The 16,978-nt window shown below is 63.6% G+C and carries 13 protein-coding genes; 7 read left to right on the forward strand and 6 right to left on the reverse strand.

All coding sequences use genetic code 11. The features are described 5' to 3' along the window. Positions 1-5 precede the first annotated feature (5 nt). The 3 genes from C4K39_RS09685 to C4K39_RS09700 all read right to left on the reverse strand — a co-directional run bounded on the left by C4K39_RS09685 (position 6) and on the right by C4K39_RS09700 (position 3,243). A complete protein-coding gene (locus tag C4K39_RS09685; RefSeq protein ID WP_124346230.1) occupies positions 6-1,217 on the reverse strand; it encodes a nitrate/nitrite transporter in 1,212 nt (403 codons plus the stop codon). Between the two features lie 226 nt (positions 1,218-1,443). After that, a complete protein-coding gene (locus C4K39_RS09695; RefSeq protein WP_068577257.1) occupies positions 1,444-2,019 on the reverse strand; it encodes an ANTAR domain-containing response regulator in 576 nt (191 codons plus the stop codon). A 15-nt stretch (positions 2,020-2,034) separates the two neighbouring features. Then, on the reverse strand, positions 2,035-3,243 hold the full coding sequence (locus tag C4K39_RS09700) for a CmpA/NrtA family ABC transporter substrate-binding protein (protein ID WP_124346232.1): 1,209 nt from the start codon (positions 3,241-3,243) through the stop codon (positions 2,035-2,037). A 227-nt stretch (positions 3,244-3,470) separates the two neighbouring features. Between C4K39_RS09700 and C4K39_RS09705 the strand changes: the two genes are divergently transcribed. Beyond that, complete coding sequence (locus tag C4K39_RS09705; protein WP_124346233.1) at positions 3,471-4,490, forward strand: quinone-dependent dihydroorotate dehydrogenase; 1,020 nt, start codon at positions 3,471-3,473, stop codon at positions 4,488-4,490. Between the two features lie 135 nt (positions 4,491-4,625). On the opposite strand, the gene rmf is transcribed toward C4K39_RS09705, so the two are convergent. Next, on the reverse strand, positions 4,626-4,841 hold the full coding sequence (gene rmf, locus C4K39_RS09710) for a ribosome modulation factor (RefSeq protein WP_016965693.1): 216 nt from the start codon (positions 4,839-4,841) through the stop codon (positions 4,626-4,628). Positions 4,842-5,385: 544 nt separating this feature from the next. On the opposite strand from rmf, the gene rlmKL reads away from it, so the two are divergent. Together rlmKL and C4K39_RS09720 are read left to right on the forward strand one after the other, a co-directional pair. After that, positions 5,386-7,644, forward strand: coding sequence for a bifunctional 23S rRNA (guanine(2069)-N(7))-methyltransferase RlmK/23S rRNA (guanine(2445)-N(2))-methyltransferase RlmL (gene rlmKL, locus C4K39_RS09715; RefSeq protein WP_068577251.1), 2,259 nt, complete (start codon positions 5,386-5,388; stop codon positions 7,642-7,644). A gap of 136 nt (positions 7,645-7,780) precedes the next feature. Then, complete coding sequence (locus C4K39_RS09720; RefSeq protein WP_124346234.1) at positions 7,781-10,180, forward strand: sensor domain-containing diguanylate cyclase; 2,400 nt, start codon at positions 7,781-7,783, stop codon at positions 10,178-10,180. A 42-nt stretch (positions 10,181-10,222) separates the two neighbouring features. Here the strand turns inward: C4K39_RS09720 and dacB are convergent, their stop codons facing one another. Then, the gene (gene dacB / locus C4K39_RS09725) at positions 10,223-11,683 is read right to left on the reverse strand and encodes a D-alanyl-D-alanine carboxypeptidase/D-alanyl-D-alanine endopeptidase (RefSeq protein WP_068577247.1); all 1,461 of its coding nucleotides are present in this window, start codon (positions 11,681-11,683) and stop codon (positions 10,223-10,225) included. 234 nt (positions 11,684-11,917) lie between these two features. Between dacB and C4K39_RS09730 the strand changes: the two genes are divergently transcribed. Then, on the forward strand, positions 11,918-12,262 hold the full coding sequence (locus tag C4K39_RS09730; protein WP_022643287.1) for a YggL family protein: 345 nt from the start codon (positions 11,918-11,920) through the stop codon (positions 12,260-12,262). A 149-nt stretch (positions 12,263-12,411) separates the two neighbouring features. On the opposite strand, the gene C4K39_RS09735 is transcribed toward C4K39_RS09730, so the two are convergent. Further along, positions 12,412-13,602 (reverse strand): benzoate/H(+) symporter BenE family transporter, encoded by a 1,191-nt coding sequence (locus tag C4K39_RS09735; protein WP_068577245.1) that lies wholly within the window; start codon positions 13,600-13,602, stop codon positions 12,412-12,414. Positions 13,603-13,907: 305 nt separating this feature from the next. Between C4K39_RS09735 and C4K39_RS09740 the strand changes: the two genes are divergently transcribed. From C4K39_RS09740 to C4K39_RS09750, 3 genes are all read left to right on the forward strand, one after another. Next, positions 13,908-14,672 (forward strand): GntR family transcriptional regulator, encoded by a 765-nt coding sequence (locus C4K39_RS09740; RefSeq protein WP_022643289.1) that lies wholly within the window; start codon positions 13,908-13,910, stop codon positions 14,670-14,672. 196 nt (positions 14,673-14,868) lie between these two features. After that, positions 14,869-15,843 (forward strand): LysR family transcriptional regulator, encoded by a 975-nt coding sequence (locus C4K39_RS09745; protein WP_124346235.1) that lies wholly within the window; start codon positions 14,869-14,871, stop codon positions 15,841-15,843. A gap of 262 nt (positions 15,844-16,105) precedes the next feature. Then, positions 16,106-16,939: a nucleoside-binding protein gene (locus tag C4K39_RS09750; RefSeq protein WP_124346236.1), complete on the forward strand. Its 834-nt coding sequence runs from the start codon at positions 16,106-16,108 to the stop codon at positions 16,937-16,939. The last annotated feature ends 39 nt before the right edge of the window (positions 16,940-16,978 follow it).

Raw genomic sequence — 16,978 nt, forward strand, 5'->3', positions numbered from 1 at the left:
CAGTGTCAGACCCGGGCCGCGGTCACGGCAGCCGAGCCCCAGGTGGTGCGCCAGCGACGTTTGACCCCATGCAGGCCGAACCAGGCCAGCAAGCCTAGGCTGGCGAACAACCACAGCGCCAACTGGTAGCTGCCGGTGCCTTGCTTGATCGCCCCCATGCCGGCCGCCAGGGCGAAACCGCCGATGCCGCCGGCCATGCCGATCAGCCCGGTCATCACGCCGATTTCCCGTCGGAAGCGTTGCGGCACCAGCTGGAACACCGCGCCATTGCCCGCTCCGAGGCCAAGCATGGTGCAGACGAACAGCGCCAGGGCGGCGTAGGAGCTGGGCAGGTTGAAACCCACCGCGGCGATGCAGACCGCCGCCACGCTGTACATCGCCAGCAAGGTGCGGATGCCGCCGAAGCGGTCCGCCAGGGCCCCGCCCAGGGGGCGCATCAGGCTGCCGCCGAAGACGCAGGCCGCGGTGTAGTAGCCGGCCGTCACCGGGCTCAGTCCGTACTGGTCGTTGAAGTAGCCGGGCAGGGCGCTGGCCAGGCCGATGAAGCCGCCGAAGGTGACGCTGTAGAAGAACATGAACCACCAGCTGTCGCGGTCGCCCAGGGCTTTGAGGTAGTCCGCCATGGACTTGGCCCGGGGCCGTTCGGGGGCGTTTTGCGCCAGCCAGGCGAACAGCACCAGGGTCAGCAGCAGCGGGATCAGGGCGAAGCCGAACACATTGCTCCAGCCGTAGGCCGCGGCCAGCGCCGGGGCCAGCAGCGCGGCGAACACCGTGCCGGAGTTGCCCGCGCCGGCGATACCCATGGCCTTGCCCTGGTGTTGCGGCGGATACCACTGCGAGGCCAGGGGCAGGGCCACTGCGAACGACGCGCCGGCCATACCCAGGAACACTCCCAGCAGCAGGGCCTGTTGGTAGCTGTGGACCCCCAGCGTCCAGGCGCCGAACAACGCGCCGATGACGATCACCTGGCCGATCAGGCCGGCGGTCTTGGGTGACAGGCGATCGGCCAGCAGGCCCATGGCGAAGCGCAGCACCGCGCCGGCGAGGATCGGCGTGGCCACCATCAGGCCGCGCTGTTGGGTGGTCAGTTGCAGGTCGCTGGCGATCTGCACCGCCAGGGGCCCCAGCAGGTACCAGACCATGAAACTCAGGTCGAAATAGAGAAAGGCCGCGAACAGGGTCGGGGCGTGGCCGGATTTCCAGAAGCTTGAATTCATCGCGCACCTCAGCTGACAGCAATCGTGGGAGTGGTCATGGGCCTTCAGGGGGTGCGCCACGCCGGCCGCACCACCAGCCCCGTGCAGTGGGGCCAGAACGAAAAGACGCCGGCACCCGGCTCGCGGTGGGCGAGCAGGATGCGCGACGTCTTTGTCGTGGGTGGGGCAACCGCCGTTGGTTACCGATGCAGATCCGATAGCAAGAGCCGGGCCAGCCAGGCCCCGGTCAGCCCAGCAGTTCCTGCATGGCGATGATCTGCTCCGCCACCTGGATCAGCTTCTGCTGTCGGCTCATGGCCTGGCGGCGCATCAGGGTATAGGCCTGTTCCTCGTCGCAGGCCTTCATCTTCATCAGTAGCCCTTTGGCCAGCTCGATGCGCTTGCGCTCCGCCAGTTGCTGGTCCCGGGCCTGCAACTGGGCGCGCAGGGCCTGGTCGCTCTCGAAACGGGCCATGGCCACATCGAGGATCGGCTGCAGGCGCTGGACCTGGATGCCTTCGACGATGTAGGCGCTGACCCCGGACTTGATCGCCTGGCGCATCACCCCCGGGTCATGTTCGTCGGTGAACATCACGATGGGCCGGGGGCGGTCGCGGCTGACCAGCACCACTTGCTCCATGACGTCGCGCCCGGGCGACTCGGTATCGATCAGGATCACGTCCGGGCGCACCGTTTCGACGCGTCCGGGCAGGTCGATGGTCAGGCCTGACTCATCGATGACTTCGAACCCGGCTTCACTGAGCGCGGTCTTGAGTCGCCCGACTTTTTTCGCGGTGTCGTCGATCAACAGGATACGTAGCATCGTCACAGGCTCCGCTCAGCGTCGGGCCACGAGGGCCGGGGTTTCGCTCAGGGCATGCAGGCGGAAGCTGCGGGCGTAGGCGGCCGGCTGTGTGCCATCCCAGACCTTGCCATCGATCAGCTGGCTGCTGCGCATGTCTGGCCTGTTGGCCAGGCCAAGCTGTGCGGCGGCCTGGCGATACAGCTCCAGTTGCTGCACCCGGCGGGCCACGGCCAGGTAATCCGGGTCTTCGCGTAGCAGGCCCCAGCGGCGGAACTGGGTCATGAACCACATGCCGTCGGACAGGTAGGGCGGGTTCACCGCGCCCTGGTTGTAAAAGCTCAGGGCATGGGCGTCTTGCCAGCGATTGCCCAGTCCATCGGCATAGTCGCCCAGTAGCCGCGGCTCGATGCAGGCCAGCGAGGTATCGAGGTAGTCGCTGGCACTGAGCAGGCGCGCGGTGCTGCGACGGTTCTCCTGGCTTTGCTCGATGAAGCGGCTGGCCTCCAGAACGGCCATCACCAGGGCTCGGGCCGTGTTGGGGTACTGCTCGACAAAGGCTCGGGTACAGCCCAGGACCTTCTCTGGGTGGTCAGGCCAGATGGCCTGGCTGGTGGCCAGGGTGAACCCCAGGTCCTGTTGCGCGGCGCTGGCACTCCAGGGCTCGCCAACGCAGAAACCGTCTATTCGCCCGGCCTGCAGGTGGGCGACCATTTGCGGCGGCGGCACCACCACGCTGTCCACGTCCAGCAAGGGATGGATGCCCTGGCTGGCGAGCCAGTAATACAACCATAGGGCGTGGGTGCCGGTGGGAAAGGTCTGGGCGAAGGTCAGGCGCGCCCGGCTTTGGTGCACATGCTGCTCCAGTGCCTCAGGGCTGGTCACCTTGAGCGCTTGCAGGTTCCGGGACAGGTTGATGCTCTGGCCGTTGTGATTCAGGCCCATGAGCACTGCCATGTCGCAAGGGCCGGTGCCGCCTATGCCCAGGTGCACTGAATAGATCAGTCCGTACAGGCTGTGGGCGGCGTCCAGTTCGCCGCTGACCAGTTTGTCCCGCAGGCCGGCCCAGGAGCCCTGGCGCTTGAGGTTTAGGGTCAGGCCGTAGGGCTGGGCGAAGCCCTGGGTGGCGGCAACCACCAGGGAGGCGCAGTCGGTCAGGGGCATGAAGCCCAGGTCCAGCTCGGGCTTTTCCGGGGCATCGCTGCCGTTGACCCAGGCCAATGGCGAGTGTGGGCGTTCGATCATGGGGGCACCCTGTGTGAAAAGCCTCTTGGCCATTCGCCCGGACGGGGTGGGAGAGGGCGCTGGCACTGTCCTTGGGCCCGGGCAAGCGTTGCCCCGGGCGGGTTGGAGCAAGAGAGTGCAAGGCATATGCCATCGACAGGCGGATTTGCGTGGGTGCCTCGCGTGCAAGCCCCGGGCGCGGCTATAATCGGCGACCTATTTCGCCGCCAACCGAGTTCATCCCGCCCATGTATACCCTGGCCCGCCAGCTGCTGTTCAAACTCTCCCCGGAAACCTCCCACGATCTGTCCCTGGACCTGATCGGCGCGGGCGGGCGTTTGGGCCTCAACGGCCTATTGTGCAAGGCCCCGGCGCAGTTGCCGGTCAAGGTCATGGGGCTGGAGTTCGCCAATCCCGTGGGGCTGGCGGCCGGCCTGGACAAGAATGGCGCGGCCATCGACGGCTTCTCCCAATTGGGCTTCGGCTTCGTCGAGATCGGCACGGTCACGCCCCGTCCACAGCCCGGCAATCCGAAGCCACGGATCTTCCGCCTGCCCGAGGCGCAAGCCATCATCAACCGCATGGGGTTCAACAACCTCGGGGTGGACAATCTGCTGGCGCGGGTGGCGGCTGCCAAGTACAAGGGCGTGCTGGGCATCAACATCGGCAAGAACTTCGACACCCCGGTCGAGCGGGCGGTGGACGACTACCTGATCTGCCTGGACAAGGTCTATGCCCATGCCAGCTACGTCACCGTCAACGTCAGTTCGCCCAATACCCCTGGCCTGCGCAGCCTGCAGTTCGGCGAGTCGCTCAAGCAACTGCTGGCAGCCCTGAGCCGTCGCCAGCAGGAGCTGGCGGCAATCCATGGCAAGCGCGTGCCGTTGGCGATCAAGATCGCCCCGGACATGAGCGACGAAGAAACCGTGGAAGTGGCCCGGGCCCTGCTGGAGACGGGCATGGACGCGGTGATCGCCACCAACACCACCCTGGGGCGCGAAGGTGTCGAGGGCCTGGAACATGGCGCCGAAACCGGCGGCTTGTCCGGTGCGCCAGTGCGGGAGAAGAGCACCCACACCGTCAAGGTCCTGGCTACGGAGCTCGCCGGTCGCCTGCCGATCATTGCCGTGGGCGGTATTACCGAAGGCAAGCACGCCGCGGAGAAGATCGCCGCAGGGGCAAGCCTTGTGCAGTTGTACTCGGGCTTCATCTACAAGGGCCCGGCGCTGATCCGCGAGTCGGTGGATGCCATTGCGGCCATGGGCTGAGGGTTGTTGCGGGTGAGGCGGCAATAAAAAGGGCTCCTCGAAGGAGCCCCTGGGCCGAAGCCCGCCGCCCGGATGGGGCGTGCGTGGTTAAATCGTTGTGCATTCAAGTTTTTCAGGTGTCGGAATGTACCCTGATCAGCCGACAGCGCGAAGTTCGTTGAGTCTGTGTATACCCGCAGTGCCTGTCATACCGTCCCAGTTGTCGCCGCGTCCTTCTCGCCAGCCATTGATCCAGGCTTGGCGTACCGACGGTAGAGTAAATGGGCAAAGCTCACGGGACTTGCCATTAACGCCATACTGATATCCGCGTAAAAACGCTCTTTCCAACGGATCACGCTTTAGTCTTCTCATAGGGTGTTTCCCTCACTTGTTGACTGTATATGTCCCGTCGACCTTCATAGAGGTCGGGCAGATCGGTTCTGCCGTTGGTGCTCGCTGCCGGCGTCACGAGCCTTGATGTTGACGCCGTTGCGGCGCCAACCTGTGTTGAGTTCTAACCAATAGGTCACAGCAAGTGAATGATCGTTTTGTCATAAGGACGTAACGATAATGCTATCCAGGCCATAAGCCTGGACGGTTTTTGTATCGTGTTTGTCAAGCAAAGCCCGCTGTGGCTAGCCTCGGACTAGATGATGAGGTTAATGCTTTAGTAAGAATGTCGAACGGTTGCACTCAACTACTATTCGACGAAGGGTAGACTTATGTCATTTTATTGCCCTGACTTTTTATCTGCCCCGGCCTCTAAGTTTTTTTGTCCTGCAAAAAATCATGCTAGCCGGGGTGGGGCGGCACAGTCTCGTGCCATGCGAGCGCTCTTGAAGAAAAGCGCTTGATTAAAAACCGAGCGGGCGATGCGTTGTCCGTTCACTTATTTGCCTAAGGCCCTGGTATTTCCATGTCGGATCGTTACGAACTCTTCCTCACCTGTCCCAAAGGCCTTGAAGGCCTGCTGATCGAGGAAGCCACCGGGCTTGGCCTTGAACAAGCGCGCGAACACACCTCCGCCGTGCGCGGCATGGGCGACATGGAGACAGCTTATCGCCTGTGCTTGTGGTCGCGCCTGGCCAACCGGGTCTTGCTGGTCCTCAAGCGCTTCCCGATGAAAAACGCCGATGACCTCTACCAGGGCGTGCTGGATGTCGACTGGCAGGACCACATGCTGGCCGACGGTACCCTTGCCGTGGAGTTCAGCGGCCACGGCTCGGGTATCGACAACACCCATTTCGGCGCCCTGAAGGTCAAGGATGCCATCGTCGACAAATTGCGCACGCCCACCGGTGAGCGTCCTTCGGTGGATAAGCTCAATCCGGACTTGCGTATCCACCTGCGCCTGGATCGTGGCGAAGCCATTCTCTCCCTGGACCTGTCCGGCCACAGCCTGCACCAGCGTGGCTACCGCCTGCAGCAAGGCGCCGCACCGCTCAAGGAAAACCTGGCCGCCGCGATCCTGATCCGTTCCGGTTGGCCGCGCATTGCCGCCGAGGGCGGGGCCCTGGCCGACCCGATGTGTGGCGTCGGTACCTTCCTGGTGGAGGCCGCGATGATCGCCGCCGACATCGCTCCCAACCTCAAGCGCGAGCAATGGGGATTCAGCGCCTGGCAGGGGCATGTGCCCGCGCTGTGGCGCAAGCTGCATGACGAAGCCCTGGCCCGGGCACAGGCCGGACTGTCACGGCCGCCGCTGTGGATCCGTGGCTATGAGGCCGACCCACGCCTGATCCAGCCGGGCCGCAACAACGTCGAGCGTGCCGGCCTGAGCGACTGGATCAAGATCTACCAGGGCGAAGTGGCGACTTTCGAGCCGCGTCCGGACCAGAACCAGAAAGGCCTGGTGATCTGCAACCCCCCCTATGGCGAGCGCCTGGGTGACGAGGCCAGCCTGTTGTACCTCTACCAGAACCTGGGCGAGCGCCTGCGCCAGGCTTGCCTGAACTGGGAGGCTGCGGTGTTCACCGGCGCCCCGGACCTGGGCAAGCGCATGGGCATCCGCAGCCACAAGCAGTACTCGTTCTGGAACGGCGCCTTGCCTTGCAAGCTGTTGCTGATCAAGGTGCTGCCCGACCAGTTCGTCACGGGCGAGCGTCGCAGCCCCGAGCAGCGCCAGTTGGAGCGCGAACAGGCCCAGGCCGTGGCGGATGAGCCGCCAGTGCGCCAGTACAACAAGAACGGCAACCCGATCAAACCGGCTCCGGCTCCGGTAGTCGAGCAGGCCCGCCTGAGCGAAGGCGGGCAGATGTTCGCCAACCGCCTGCAGAAGAACCTCAAGCAGTTGGGCAAGTGGGCCAAGCGTGAGGGTATCGAATGCTATCGGGTCTACGACGCCGACATGCCCGAGTATTCCCTGGCCATCGACCTGTATCAGGACTGGGTGCACGTGCAGGAGTACGCCGCGCCCAAGTCGGTGGACCCGGAGAAGGCCCAGGCTCGCCTGTTCGATGCCCTGGCAGCGATTCCCCAGGCACTCAACGTCGACAAGAGCCGTGTGCTGATCAAGCGCCGCGAGCGCCAGAGCGGCACTCGCCAGTACGAGCGCCAGGGTGCCCAGGGGCAGTTCACCGAGGTCCGCGAAGGCGGGGTCAAGCTGCTGGTGAACCTTACCGACTACCTGGATACCGGGCTGTTCCTCGACCACCGGCCGATGCGCATGCGCATCCAGAAGGAGGCGGCCGGCAAGCGCTTCCTCAACCTGTTCTGCTACACCGCCACGGCCAGCGTGCACGCCGCCAAGGGCGGAGCGCGCAGCACCACCAGCGTCGACCTGTCGAAGACCTACCTGGACTGGGCGCGGCGCAACCTGTCGCTCAATGGTTTTTCCGACAAGAACCGCCTGGAGCAGGGCGATGTGATGGCCTGGCTGGACACCTGCCGCGATGAGTTCGATCTGATCTTCATCGACCCGCCGACCTTCTCCAACTCCAAGCGCATGGAAGGGGTGTTCGACGTACAGCGCGACCAGGTGCAGTTGCTCGACTTGGCCATGGCTCGCCTGGCACCTGGCGGCGTGCTGTATTTCTCCAACAACTTCCGCAAGTTCCAGCTGGATGAAAACCTGGCTGCGCGCTACCAGGTGGAGGAGATCACGGCGAGCACCATCGACCCGGATTTTGCCCGTAACGGCAAGATCCACCGTGCCTGGAAGATCACCACTCGCTGATGACAGGATAAGTCCCCCAGGGCCTGAATTTTCAGGCCTTGGAGTGGCTTGATACTGGTCAAATTAATGGCTAATGGCTATAACTCACAACACGTTCGAATGACACCCAAACTCGCTGGCGTGATGAGTTCTACTTATGCCGTTGCATGTGGTACGCCCGAAGATCCTGGGTTTCATCAGTGAAGAAGTATCCGCCTGGCTGGTGGCCCTTTTGGTGCTGCTGGCCGGTTGCATCCTGACCGGGCTGCTGGCCTGGTCCACCTACAACCTGAACAAGCAACAGCTGCGCCAGCGCTTCCAGTTGCTGGCCAGCGAGCGCTATAGCCGTATCGAAGAACGCTTTCAGGACCAGGAGCAGCGCCTGGACGGCTTGCGGCGGTTCTTCGTCAATTCCGATCAGGTCACGCGCCAGGATTTCGATGGTTACGCCAAGCCACTGTTGCGTCGTACCCAGGCCTACGCCTGGGCGCCGCTGGTCAGTCGGGCCCAGCGCCCGGCGTTCGAGCAGGCGGTACGGGAGCAGGGCGTGGCGGGGTTCAGCATTCTGCAATTGAATGCTGCCGGCGAGATGGAACCCGCTGGCGACCAGGATGACTATGCACCGGTGCTCTACAGCCAGACCCAGAGTCCAATGGGCTCGCCGCTGGGCTACGACCTGCTGGCCCAGCCCCTGCGTCGGGCGACGCTGGAGCGTGCGCGGGAACGGGACGGCATGGCCGTCTCGCCGCCGGTGCACCTGGTGGCGGTCGATCCGGCCTATGCCAGGGGTGTGGTGCTGGCAGCGCCAGTCAGGCGCGCGGCGAACAATGCAGGCACGTCGTCGCGCCCCGATGGTTTTGTGCTGGCGGTGATCAGCCTGCGGCAACTGGTGGCCGACGGCCTGCCGGTGCCGGCCAGTGACAACCTCTCGGTGCGTATCCTCGACCTGTCCATTGAGGGCCGGCACGAGGTGCTCTATGAGTCGAATAACCCGCCGATCGACAGCTACCTGACCGCTAGCCGGCTGCTGCGCCTGGCCGACCGTGACTACCAGGTGGATATCCGTCCCGGCGCGGCGTTCCTGCATGCCAATCATTTTTCCCTGGGCAGCCTGGTGATTCTAGGTGGCCTGCTCAGCGTGCTGCTCAGCGCCTTGCTCTATGTGCTGGTGAGCCAGCGGCAACGGGCCCTGACCCTGGTCGAACACCGCACGGCACAACTGCGCAGCCGCGAGCAGGAGTTGCGTGGCACCCATAGCCAGCTGCGCAGCGTGCTCAATGCCGCCACCCAAGTGGCGATCATCGCGACCGACCTGCGTGGAGTGATCACCACGTTCAACGCGGGCGCCGAGCACATGCTCGGCTACAGCAGCGCCGAAGTAGTGGGCCACCTGACCCTGGAAAGCCTGCACCTGCCCCAGGAGCTGGAGAGCTGGGCGCAAAGCCTGAGCCAGCGCTATGGCAAGCCCATCCCGGTGTCCCAGGCGATGCTGGTAGAGGAAGGCATGATGGCCGGGCACGAGGCCAGGGAGTGGACCCTGGTGCGCCGCGATGGCAGTCACTTGTCGGTGAACATGCTGGCCACCCCGGTGCTCGATGATCAGGGGTTGTGGATCGGCCACCTGGCGATTTGCATCGATATCACCGAGCGCAAGCGCGTGCACGAGGCCCTGGCGGCCCGGGATCGCCTGCTCAAGAGACTCAGCGCCCATGTTCCTGGCGGCATCTACCAGTTCAAGATGGACGCCGATGGGCACACCAGCTTCACCTACGCCAGCGACGGTATTCGTGAGATCTACGAGATCGATCCACAACAACTGCAGGAGGATGCGGCGTCGGTGTTCGAACGTATTCATCCGGAGGACGTGGAGCGAATCACGCAGTCGATCCGGGTCTCGGCGCAGAACTTGAGCCCTTGGCGCGAGGAGTACCGGGTCTGCCTGCCGGAGCGTGGCCTGCGCTGGATGCGCGGCGCGGCGAGCCCGGAGAGCTTGCCAGGTGGCGGCGTGCTATGGCACGGCTACATCTCGGATATCTCCGATCTCAAGCGGGTCGAGGAAGAATTGCGGGCGCTGTCGGTCACCGACTCCCTGACCGGTATTTACAACCGGCGGTATTTCCAGGAGCAGTTGCAGCACGAGATGCAGCGGCTGGAGCGCAGCGGTGGCGAGATGGCGGTGATCATGCTGGATATCGATCACTTCAAGCGCATCAACGACCAGTATGGCCATGCCGTGGGCGACCAGGTGTTGCGCAGTGTCTGCGAGCGCATCGGCCGGCGCCTGCGACGCACGGATGTGTTCTGCCGCCTTGGCGGCGAGGAGTTCATGCTCCTGTGCCCGGACACCAGTGGCCGCCAGGCACTGGTCCTGGCCGAGGAGCTGTGGCAGGGGCTGAGGGGCTTGCCGATCGATCCGGTAGGGACGGTCACAGCCAGTTTCGGCATTGCCAGCTGGCATGAAGGCGAGGGGGCGGATGGTTTGCTGCTGCGGGCTGACTCCGGCGTCTATGCCGCCAAGCAGGCTGGGCGCGACCGGGTCCAGCCAGAACTGCCTTGAACAGCGACGACGGCGCGCCTGGCGCCGCCGTCGACAGCGGGATTACAGCGCCGAGGCGCTGGCGGCCAGCTTGGGCTGGCGGTACAGGTCCAGCAGGACCTGGTCCAGCACCGAGGAGGCGCCGAACGGTTGTGGGTCGTTGAGGATCGCCACCACCGCCCAGGTGTTGCCATTGTCGTCGCGGCTGTAGCCGGCGATGGCGCGGACGGTGTTCAGGGTGCCGGTCTTGATATGGGCTTCACCGGACATCGCCGTGCGCTTGAGGCGCTTGCGCATGGTACCGTCCATGCCGGCGATCGGCATCGAGCTGATGAACTCGGCGGCGTAGGGGCTTTTCCAGGCCGCTTGCAGCAGGCCGGCCATCTCCCGGGCACTGACTCGTTCGGCGCGGGACAGGCCTGAGCCGTTCTCCATCACCAGGTGCGGCGAGGTAATGCCTTTCTTGGCCAGCCATTGGCGGATAACCCGCTGTGCGGCCTTGGCATCGTCGCCATCGGCTTCGTTGCGGTACTTGGCACCCAGGCTCAGGAACAATTGCTGGGCCATGGTGTTGTTGCTGTATTTGTTGATGTCGCGGATGACTTCCGCCAGGTCCGGGGAGAATGCCCGGGCCAGGACCTTGGCATCCTTGGGCACCACGGCCAGGCGATCCTGGCCCTGGATGCTGCCGCCCAGTTCGCTCCAGATCGCCCGTACCGCACCGGCGGTGTAGGTGGCGTGGTCCAGCAGCGACAGGTAGGTCTGCGAACTGCAGCCGTCGCCCAGTTGGCCGCCGACCGTGACGATTACGCTGCCGTCGGCCTGGGTCACCGGGTTGTAGCGCACGTCCCCCGTGCATTGCTTGCCGCCCAGGGCCTTGACCTGGTTGTCGATGCGGATCTTGGCGATTGGCGGCTCCACCGATACCAATACCCGCCCGGAATCGTTGCGGGCGACAAAGCGCAGGGCCTTGAGGTTGACCATCAGCGAGTCGGGCTTGACCAGGAACGGTTTGTTCTCGTCGTTGCCATCGTCATTGAATTCCGGCAACTGCGGTTGCACGAAATAGTTGCGGTCCAGCACCAGGTCGCCCGTGACTTGCTGCACGCCGTTGGCGCGCAGGTCGCGCATCAGCAACCAGAGCTTCTCCATGTTCAGCTTGGGGTCGCCGCCGCCCTTGAGGTACAGGTTGCCATTGAGGATGCCGCCACTGAGGGTGCCGTCGGTATAGAACTCGGTTTTCCACTGGTGGGTCGGGCCGAGCATTTCCAGGGCGGCGTAGGTGGTCACCAGCTTCATGGTGGAGGCCGGGTTGACCGAGACATCGGCGTTGAAAATGGTCGGGGTGCCTGGTCCGTTCAGGGGCAGCATCACCAGGGACAAGGCGTTGTCCGGGAGCTTGGCGGCCTTGAGGGCTTGTTGCACCTTCGGGGTCAGGGTGGTGTTGACGGGGGCGGCGTAGGCCTGGAACGCCAGAGGGAGGAGGGCACTGGCCAGCAGTAGGGGGCGCAACGATTTGATCATGGGAAATGGAACCCTGCAGTCGAGGGGAGAAAAGGCGAGGGGTGTAGACAAAAATCCCTCAGTGGTCGTGAAAGAGTCGGCATTATGCCCCAAGGTGTAGTGGCTTGTGCCGTACCTCGGCCTGACAGGGGGGGATTTTTTTTACCAATGGCCGACCGGCGTTCCCATAGAGTCAGGCAATCGCCCGGCTAAGCTGGTAAAGTGCCGCCCGTTATTACTTATGAGGATTGTTCCATGGCCACTAACCGTTCCCGCCGCCTGCGCAAAAAACTCTGCGTAGATGAGTTCCAGGAGTTGGGTTTTGAGCTGAACCTGGATTTCAAAGAAGATCTGTCCGATGAAGCCATCGACGCTTTCCTCGACGCATTTCTCAAAGAGGCGATGGAAGCCAACGGCCTGGGTTATGTCGGCGGCGACGACTTCGGCCTGGTTTGCCTGAGCAAGCGTGGTTCGGTCAGCGAAGAGCAGCGTGCCACCGTAGAGGCCTGGCTCAAGGCTCGCACCGAGCTGACCAACGTTGAAGTCAGCCCGCTGCTGGACGTCTGGTACCCGGACAACGCGATCAACCCGACCGCGTGATGTCATGCATGGGCGGCCCGTCCGGGCCGTCCATGCGTTGTTGCCCCAGGGCAACCTGTCGATTTTTCCCTAATGCTTGCCGTTTCTGCCTCGGGCCAGTCCCGGGCCTTGTCGTGGGCGCCTTTTGCCCGGCAGGCCGGGCACCGGCTTCACGCATTGCGCCAGTTCAGGATTATCAGGGTCAGGACGCCGGCAACGATGCCCCAGAATGCCGAGCCCACGGAGAACAGGGTCAAGCCGGATGCCGTGACCATGAAGGTGATCAGCGCCGCTTCACGCTCCTTGCTCTGGCTCATGGCGATGCTCAGGCCGTTGATGATGGAGCCGAACAGCGCCAGGGCGGCGATCGACAGCACCAGCTCCTTGGGCAAGGCCGCGAACAAGGCGGCCAGGGTCGCGCCGAAGGTCCCCGCGACGCCATAGAAGATCCCGCACCAGACCGCTGCGGTGTAGCGCTTGCCATGGTCTTCATGGGCATGGGGGCCGGTGCAGATCGCTGCGCTGATCGCTGCCAGGTTGATGCCATGGGAACCGAAGGGGGCCAGCAGCAACGAGGCCAGGCCGGTGGCGGTGATCAGTGGCGAGGCCGGTACGTTGTAGCCGTCGGCGCGCAGCACGGCGACGCCAGGCATGTTCTGCGAGGTCATGGCGACCACGAACAGCGGGATACCGATGCTGATGGTGGCGGCGAGGGAGAAGTGCGGCGTGGTCCAGACCGGGGTGGCCACTTCCAGCTGGAAATGACTGAAGTCCAGCAGCCCCATCAAGCCGGAGAGGGCGGTACCGATCAGCAGCGCTGCCAGCACCGCATAGCGCGGCGACAGGCGCTTGACCACCAGGTAAGTGAAGAACATGCCCAGCACCAGTCCCGTGCGATGTTGGGCGGCGACGAAGATCTCGCTGCCGATCTTGAACAGGATTCCCGCCAACAGGGCGGCTGCGAGGGAAGCCGGGATCTTTTTCACCAGGCGCTCGAAGCTGCCGGTGAGCCCGCAAATGATGACCAGCACCGCACAGGTGATATAGGCGCCGATGGCTTCGCCGTAGGTCACGCCTCCCAGGCTGGTGATCAGCAGTGCGGCGCCGGGAGTCGACCAGGCGATGGTGATGGGGGTGCGATAGCGCAGGGACAGGCCGATGCTGCACACCGCCATGCCGATGGACAGGGCCCAGATCCACGAGGAAATCTGGCCGCTGCTCAGGCCAGCGGCCTGGCCGGCCTGGAACATCAGGACCAGGGAGCTGGTGTAGCCGGTCATCATGGCGATGAAGCCAGCCACGATGGCAGAAGGCGAAGTGTCGGCCAGAGGGCGCAATTGCGCGGGAGTGGCATCGGGCATTGCTGCTGTTTCCTTGTTCTTGAAAGACGCAACGGACGGTTGTGGCCTGTTGATCCACGCTGGGCGTGCAATGGGCGGGTACTGAGGTCCGGGGGGCAAGCCTAAACTCAAAAGTGGCGGGACATTGCCATACAGCCGCGGCTGCAAACAGCCGTACAGTCGTGGCAGGCGAAAACAGTCGCTACTAATGATCCTCAAGGGTTGTGTACAATGTGCGCTTGTTTTAACGCGATACTTGCCAGCGACCCACCGTGGCGTATTAAAGTCACGCTGACATCGCCGCAGTCCTCCCGACCCGAGTGCCCATGAACGAACAGTTGCAACCCCTGAAGAAACAACCGCGAGCAGGCAAGGCCGGTCGCAGCGGTACCCAGGACGATATCGTCTACGCGCACATCTTCGAGGCCATCCTCGAGCAGCGCCTGGCGCCCGGCACCAAGTTGAGCGAAGAGGCGTTGGGGGAGATCTTCGGAGTCAGCCGTACCATCATCCGTCGCGCCTTGTCGCGTCTGGCCCATGAAGGCGTGGTGCTGCTGCGTCCCAACCGTGGGGCGGTAGTGGCCAGCCCGAGCGTCGAGGAAGCGCGCCAGGTGTTCCTCGCCCGGCGCCTGGTGGAGCGGGCCATCACCGAGCTGGCCGTGCAGCACGCCACCACTGAGCAGTTGCTGGAGTTGCGGCAGATGGTCAACGAGGAGCGCGACAGCTTTTCCCGTGGCGATCGTGGTGCCGGCATCCGCCTTTCCGGCGAGTTCCACCTGAAGCTGGCGGAGGCGGCGAAAAATGCCCCGCTGATCAGCTTCCAACGCAGCCTGGTGTCCCAGACTTCGCTGATCATCGCCCAGTATGAAAGTGGCAACCGCTCCCATTGCTCCTACGATGAGCACACCCAGCTGATCGATGCCATCGAGGCCCGGGATGCCGAGTTGGCGGTGAACCTGATGATGCATCACATGGATCACATCGACAGCAAGCTCAATCTCGACGAGGAAAGTGCCTCGGACGACTTGCACGCGGTGTTTTCGCACCTGCTGCAAACCAAGAAGCCAGGTCGCTCCAGCGCCAAGCTGTAATGCTCTTGCCCTGTTAAGAATCCCCCGCTCCATGGCTCATGGGGCGGGGGATTTTCGTTTGGCGAAGATGAAGAGTCGCGGGCGACAGATTGTTTTAATTTATTAAGTTAATTGTATACAGTTGCTGCCTTGAGGCCTGCGGCCGGCATTTTGCCGGCCCGAGGTCGCCTTTCGTCCCGCGCAAGGAGTCCAGGGCATGAGCGGCAGAGCGCTGCGTATTCATTCTTCCGCGATCCATTATTTCGACATGGTGCGTCGCTGCCACTCGATCCGCGAGGCGGCCCGGCGCTTGAATGTCGCGTCTTCGGCCGTGAATCGGCAGATCCTCAAGATCGAGGACGAGATCGGTGCATCGCTGTTCGAGCGCTTGCCCGGTGGCTTGCGCTTGACCCTGGCCGGGGAAGTCTTCAGTCGCCATGTCAGCCTTGTGCTGCAAGACCTGGAGCGAGTGCGGCTGGAGTTCGATGCCTTGCGCGGCCTGAAGAGTGGGCATGTGGAGATCGCCACGGTGGAGGGGGCTACGGTCGAGTTGTTGCCCGCGGTGCTCAGGCGCATGCGTAGCCTGCATCCTCAGGTGACGATCGGTGTCACTGTGCAGGGCTCACAGGCGATCCCCCTGGCGCTGATCAATAACCGCGCCGACCTGGGCCTGGCGTTCGCCTTGCCCAGGGCGCCGGAGATTCGTCAACTGAGCGTTGGTCACTTTCGCCTGGGGGCGCTGGTCAGTCCCGAGCATCCCCTGGCCGACCGCGGCAGCGTGAATTTCGCCACTTGCGCCGAGCACGGCCTGATCCTGGCCAAGAGCCAGCTCTCGATCCATCACTTGCTGGCGCCCTTGCACAAAGGCCTGGGACTGTTGGACAAGCCGCCATTGCAAAGCAATTCCCTGGAGCTGGCCCGGCAGATGGCCCGGCACGGCATGGGCGTGGCTTTCCAGACCCGAATCGGGGTCGAAGCGGACCTGGCCAAGGGGGAGTTGCTGCACATCCCCTTGAGCGACCAGGGCGGCATCTACAGTGACCTGGGGCTTTATGCCCGCAGCGGTCGCGAATTGCCTGGCGCGGTGGAGGTCCTGGCTCATTTGCTCGATGAAGAGATCGGTGCACGCCAGCGCGCCGAGCGCACTTGCCGCCAGCCGACGCTCAATGTCGATCAGCTAAGGAAGTTGTAGGAGCGAGGCGTACCCGCGATGGGCTTCAGAGCGCTGCGTTTACCCAGTCAATACGCGCCACCGTTGACGACCCTTGCGAGCAAGCTTCGCGCCTATAGGGGATCGCCTCGCTTAACTGACCGGCATTAGCCCGGTGCTGCCGTTTTGGCAGCACGCCGGGCGATATTCTGTGCTTTGGCTCCTGCGGCGCTTGTGCCGATACTGCGCCGGTCGGCAGCCAGCGAAGCTGTCATGAGCCACACCGCCACAGGACATAATAAAAATGAAAAAGGCACTACAAGGCGCGACCCTGCTGATGACCTTGGTCGGAGCGGGGCAAGCGACCGCCCTGGAATGGATGAGCAATAGCGTGGGCTTTCGCTATGGCAAGGAATTCACCAATCCCAACAACCCGCACTACATCAGCAAGCGCATCTACAGCTTCACCCACGCCAGCGGCTACCAGTACGGCAGCAACTACCTGCACCTGGACGTGCTGCTCTCCGACAACGACGACCCGCGCAAGGGCACCAACAAGGGCAGCAGCGAAGTGTATGGCGTCTATCGTCACCAGCTCTTCGCCTCACGGGTGCTGGATACGCCCCTGGGCACAGGCCTGGTCAAGGACTACGCCCTGACCCTGGGTTTCGACGCCAGCCGCAACAACAACTTGGGGTCGGCGAAGAAACGCGCCCTGGTGTTCGGCCCGACCCTGAAGTTCAACACCGTCGGTGTGTTCGACCTGAGCCTGCTGTACTACAAGGAAAACAACCATTCGGGCATCCCGGGGGCCAAGGACCCGGACCATACCTTCGACGATACCTACCTGCTCAACCTGGCCTGGATGCGGCCATTCGAGGTGGGCAGCCATGCGGCCAAGTTCCAGGGCTTCGTCAACTACATCGGGGAGAAGGGCCATGACTACAACGGCCGTGACACGGCTCCGGAAACCCTGATGCGCACCTCGTTGATGTTCGCCGTGCTGCCGGGCAAGAACGTCAAGCCCAACCTCTACCTCGGGGTTGGCTACGAGTACTGGCACAACAAGTTCGGCGTGGATGGCGGCCGTGGCACTCGCACTTCGGCACCGACCCTGAACCTGGAAGTGACCTTCTAGCTGGAGCGGTGGCCCCTGGAGTCAAAGCCCCCGGGGCTC

This window comes from Pseudomonas sessilinigenes (genome assembly GCF_003850565.1).
Classification (GTDB): domain Bacteria; phylum Pseudomonadota; class Gammaproteobacteria; order Pseudomonadales; family Pseudomonadaceae; genus Aquipseudomonas; species Aquipseudomonas sessilinigenes.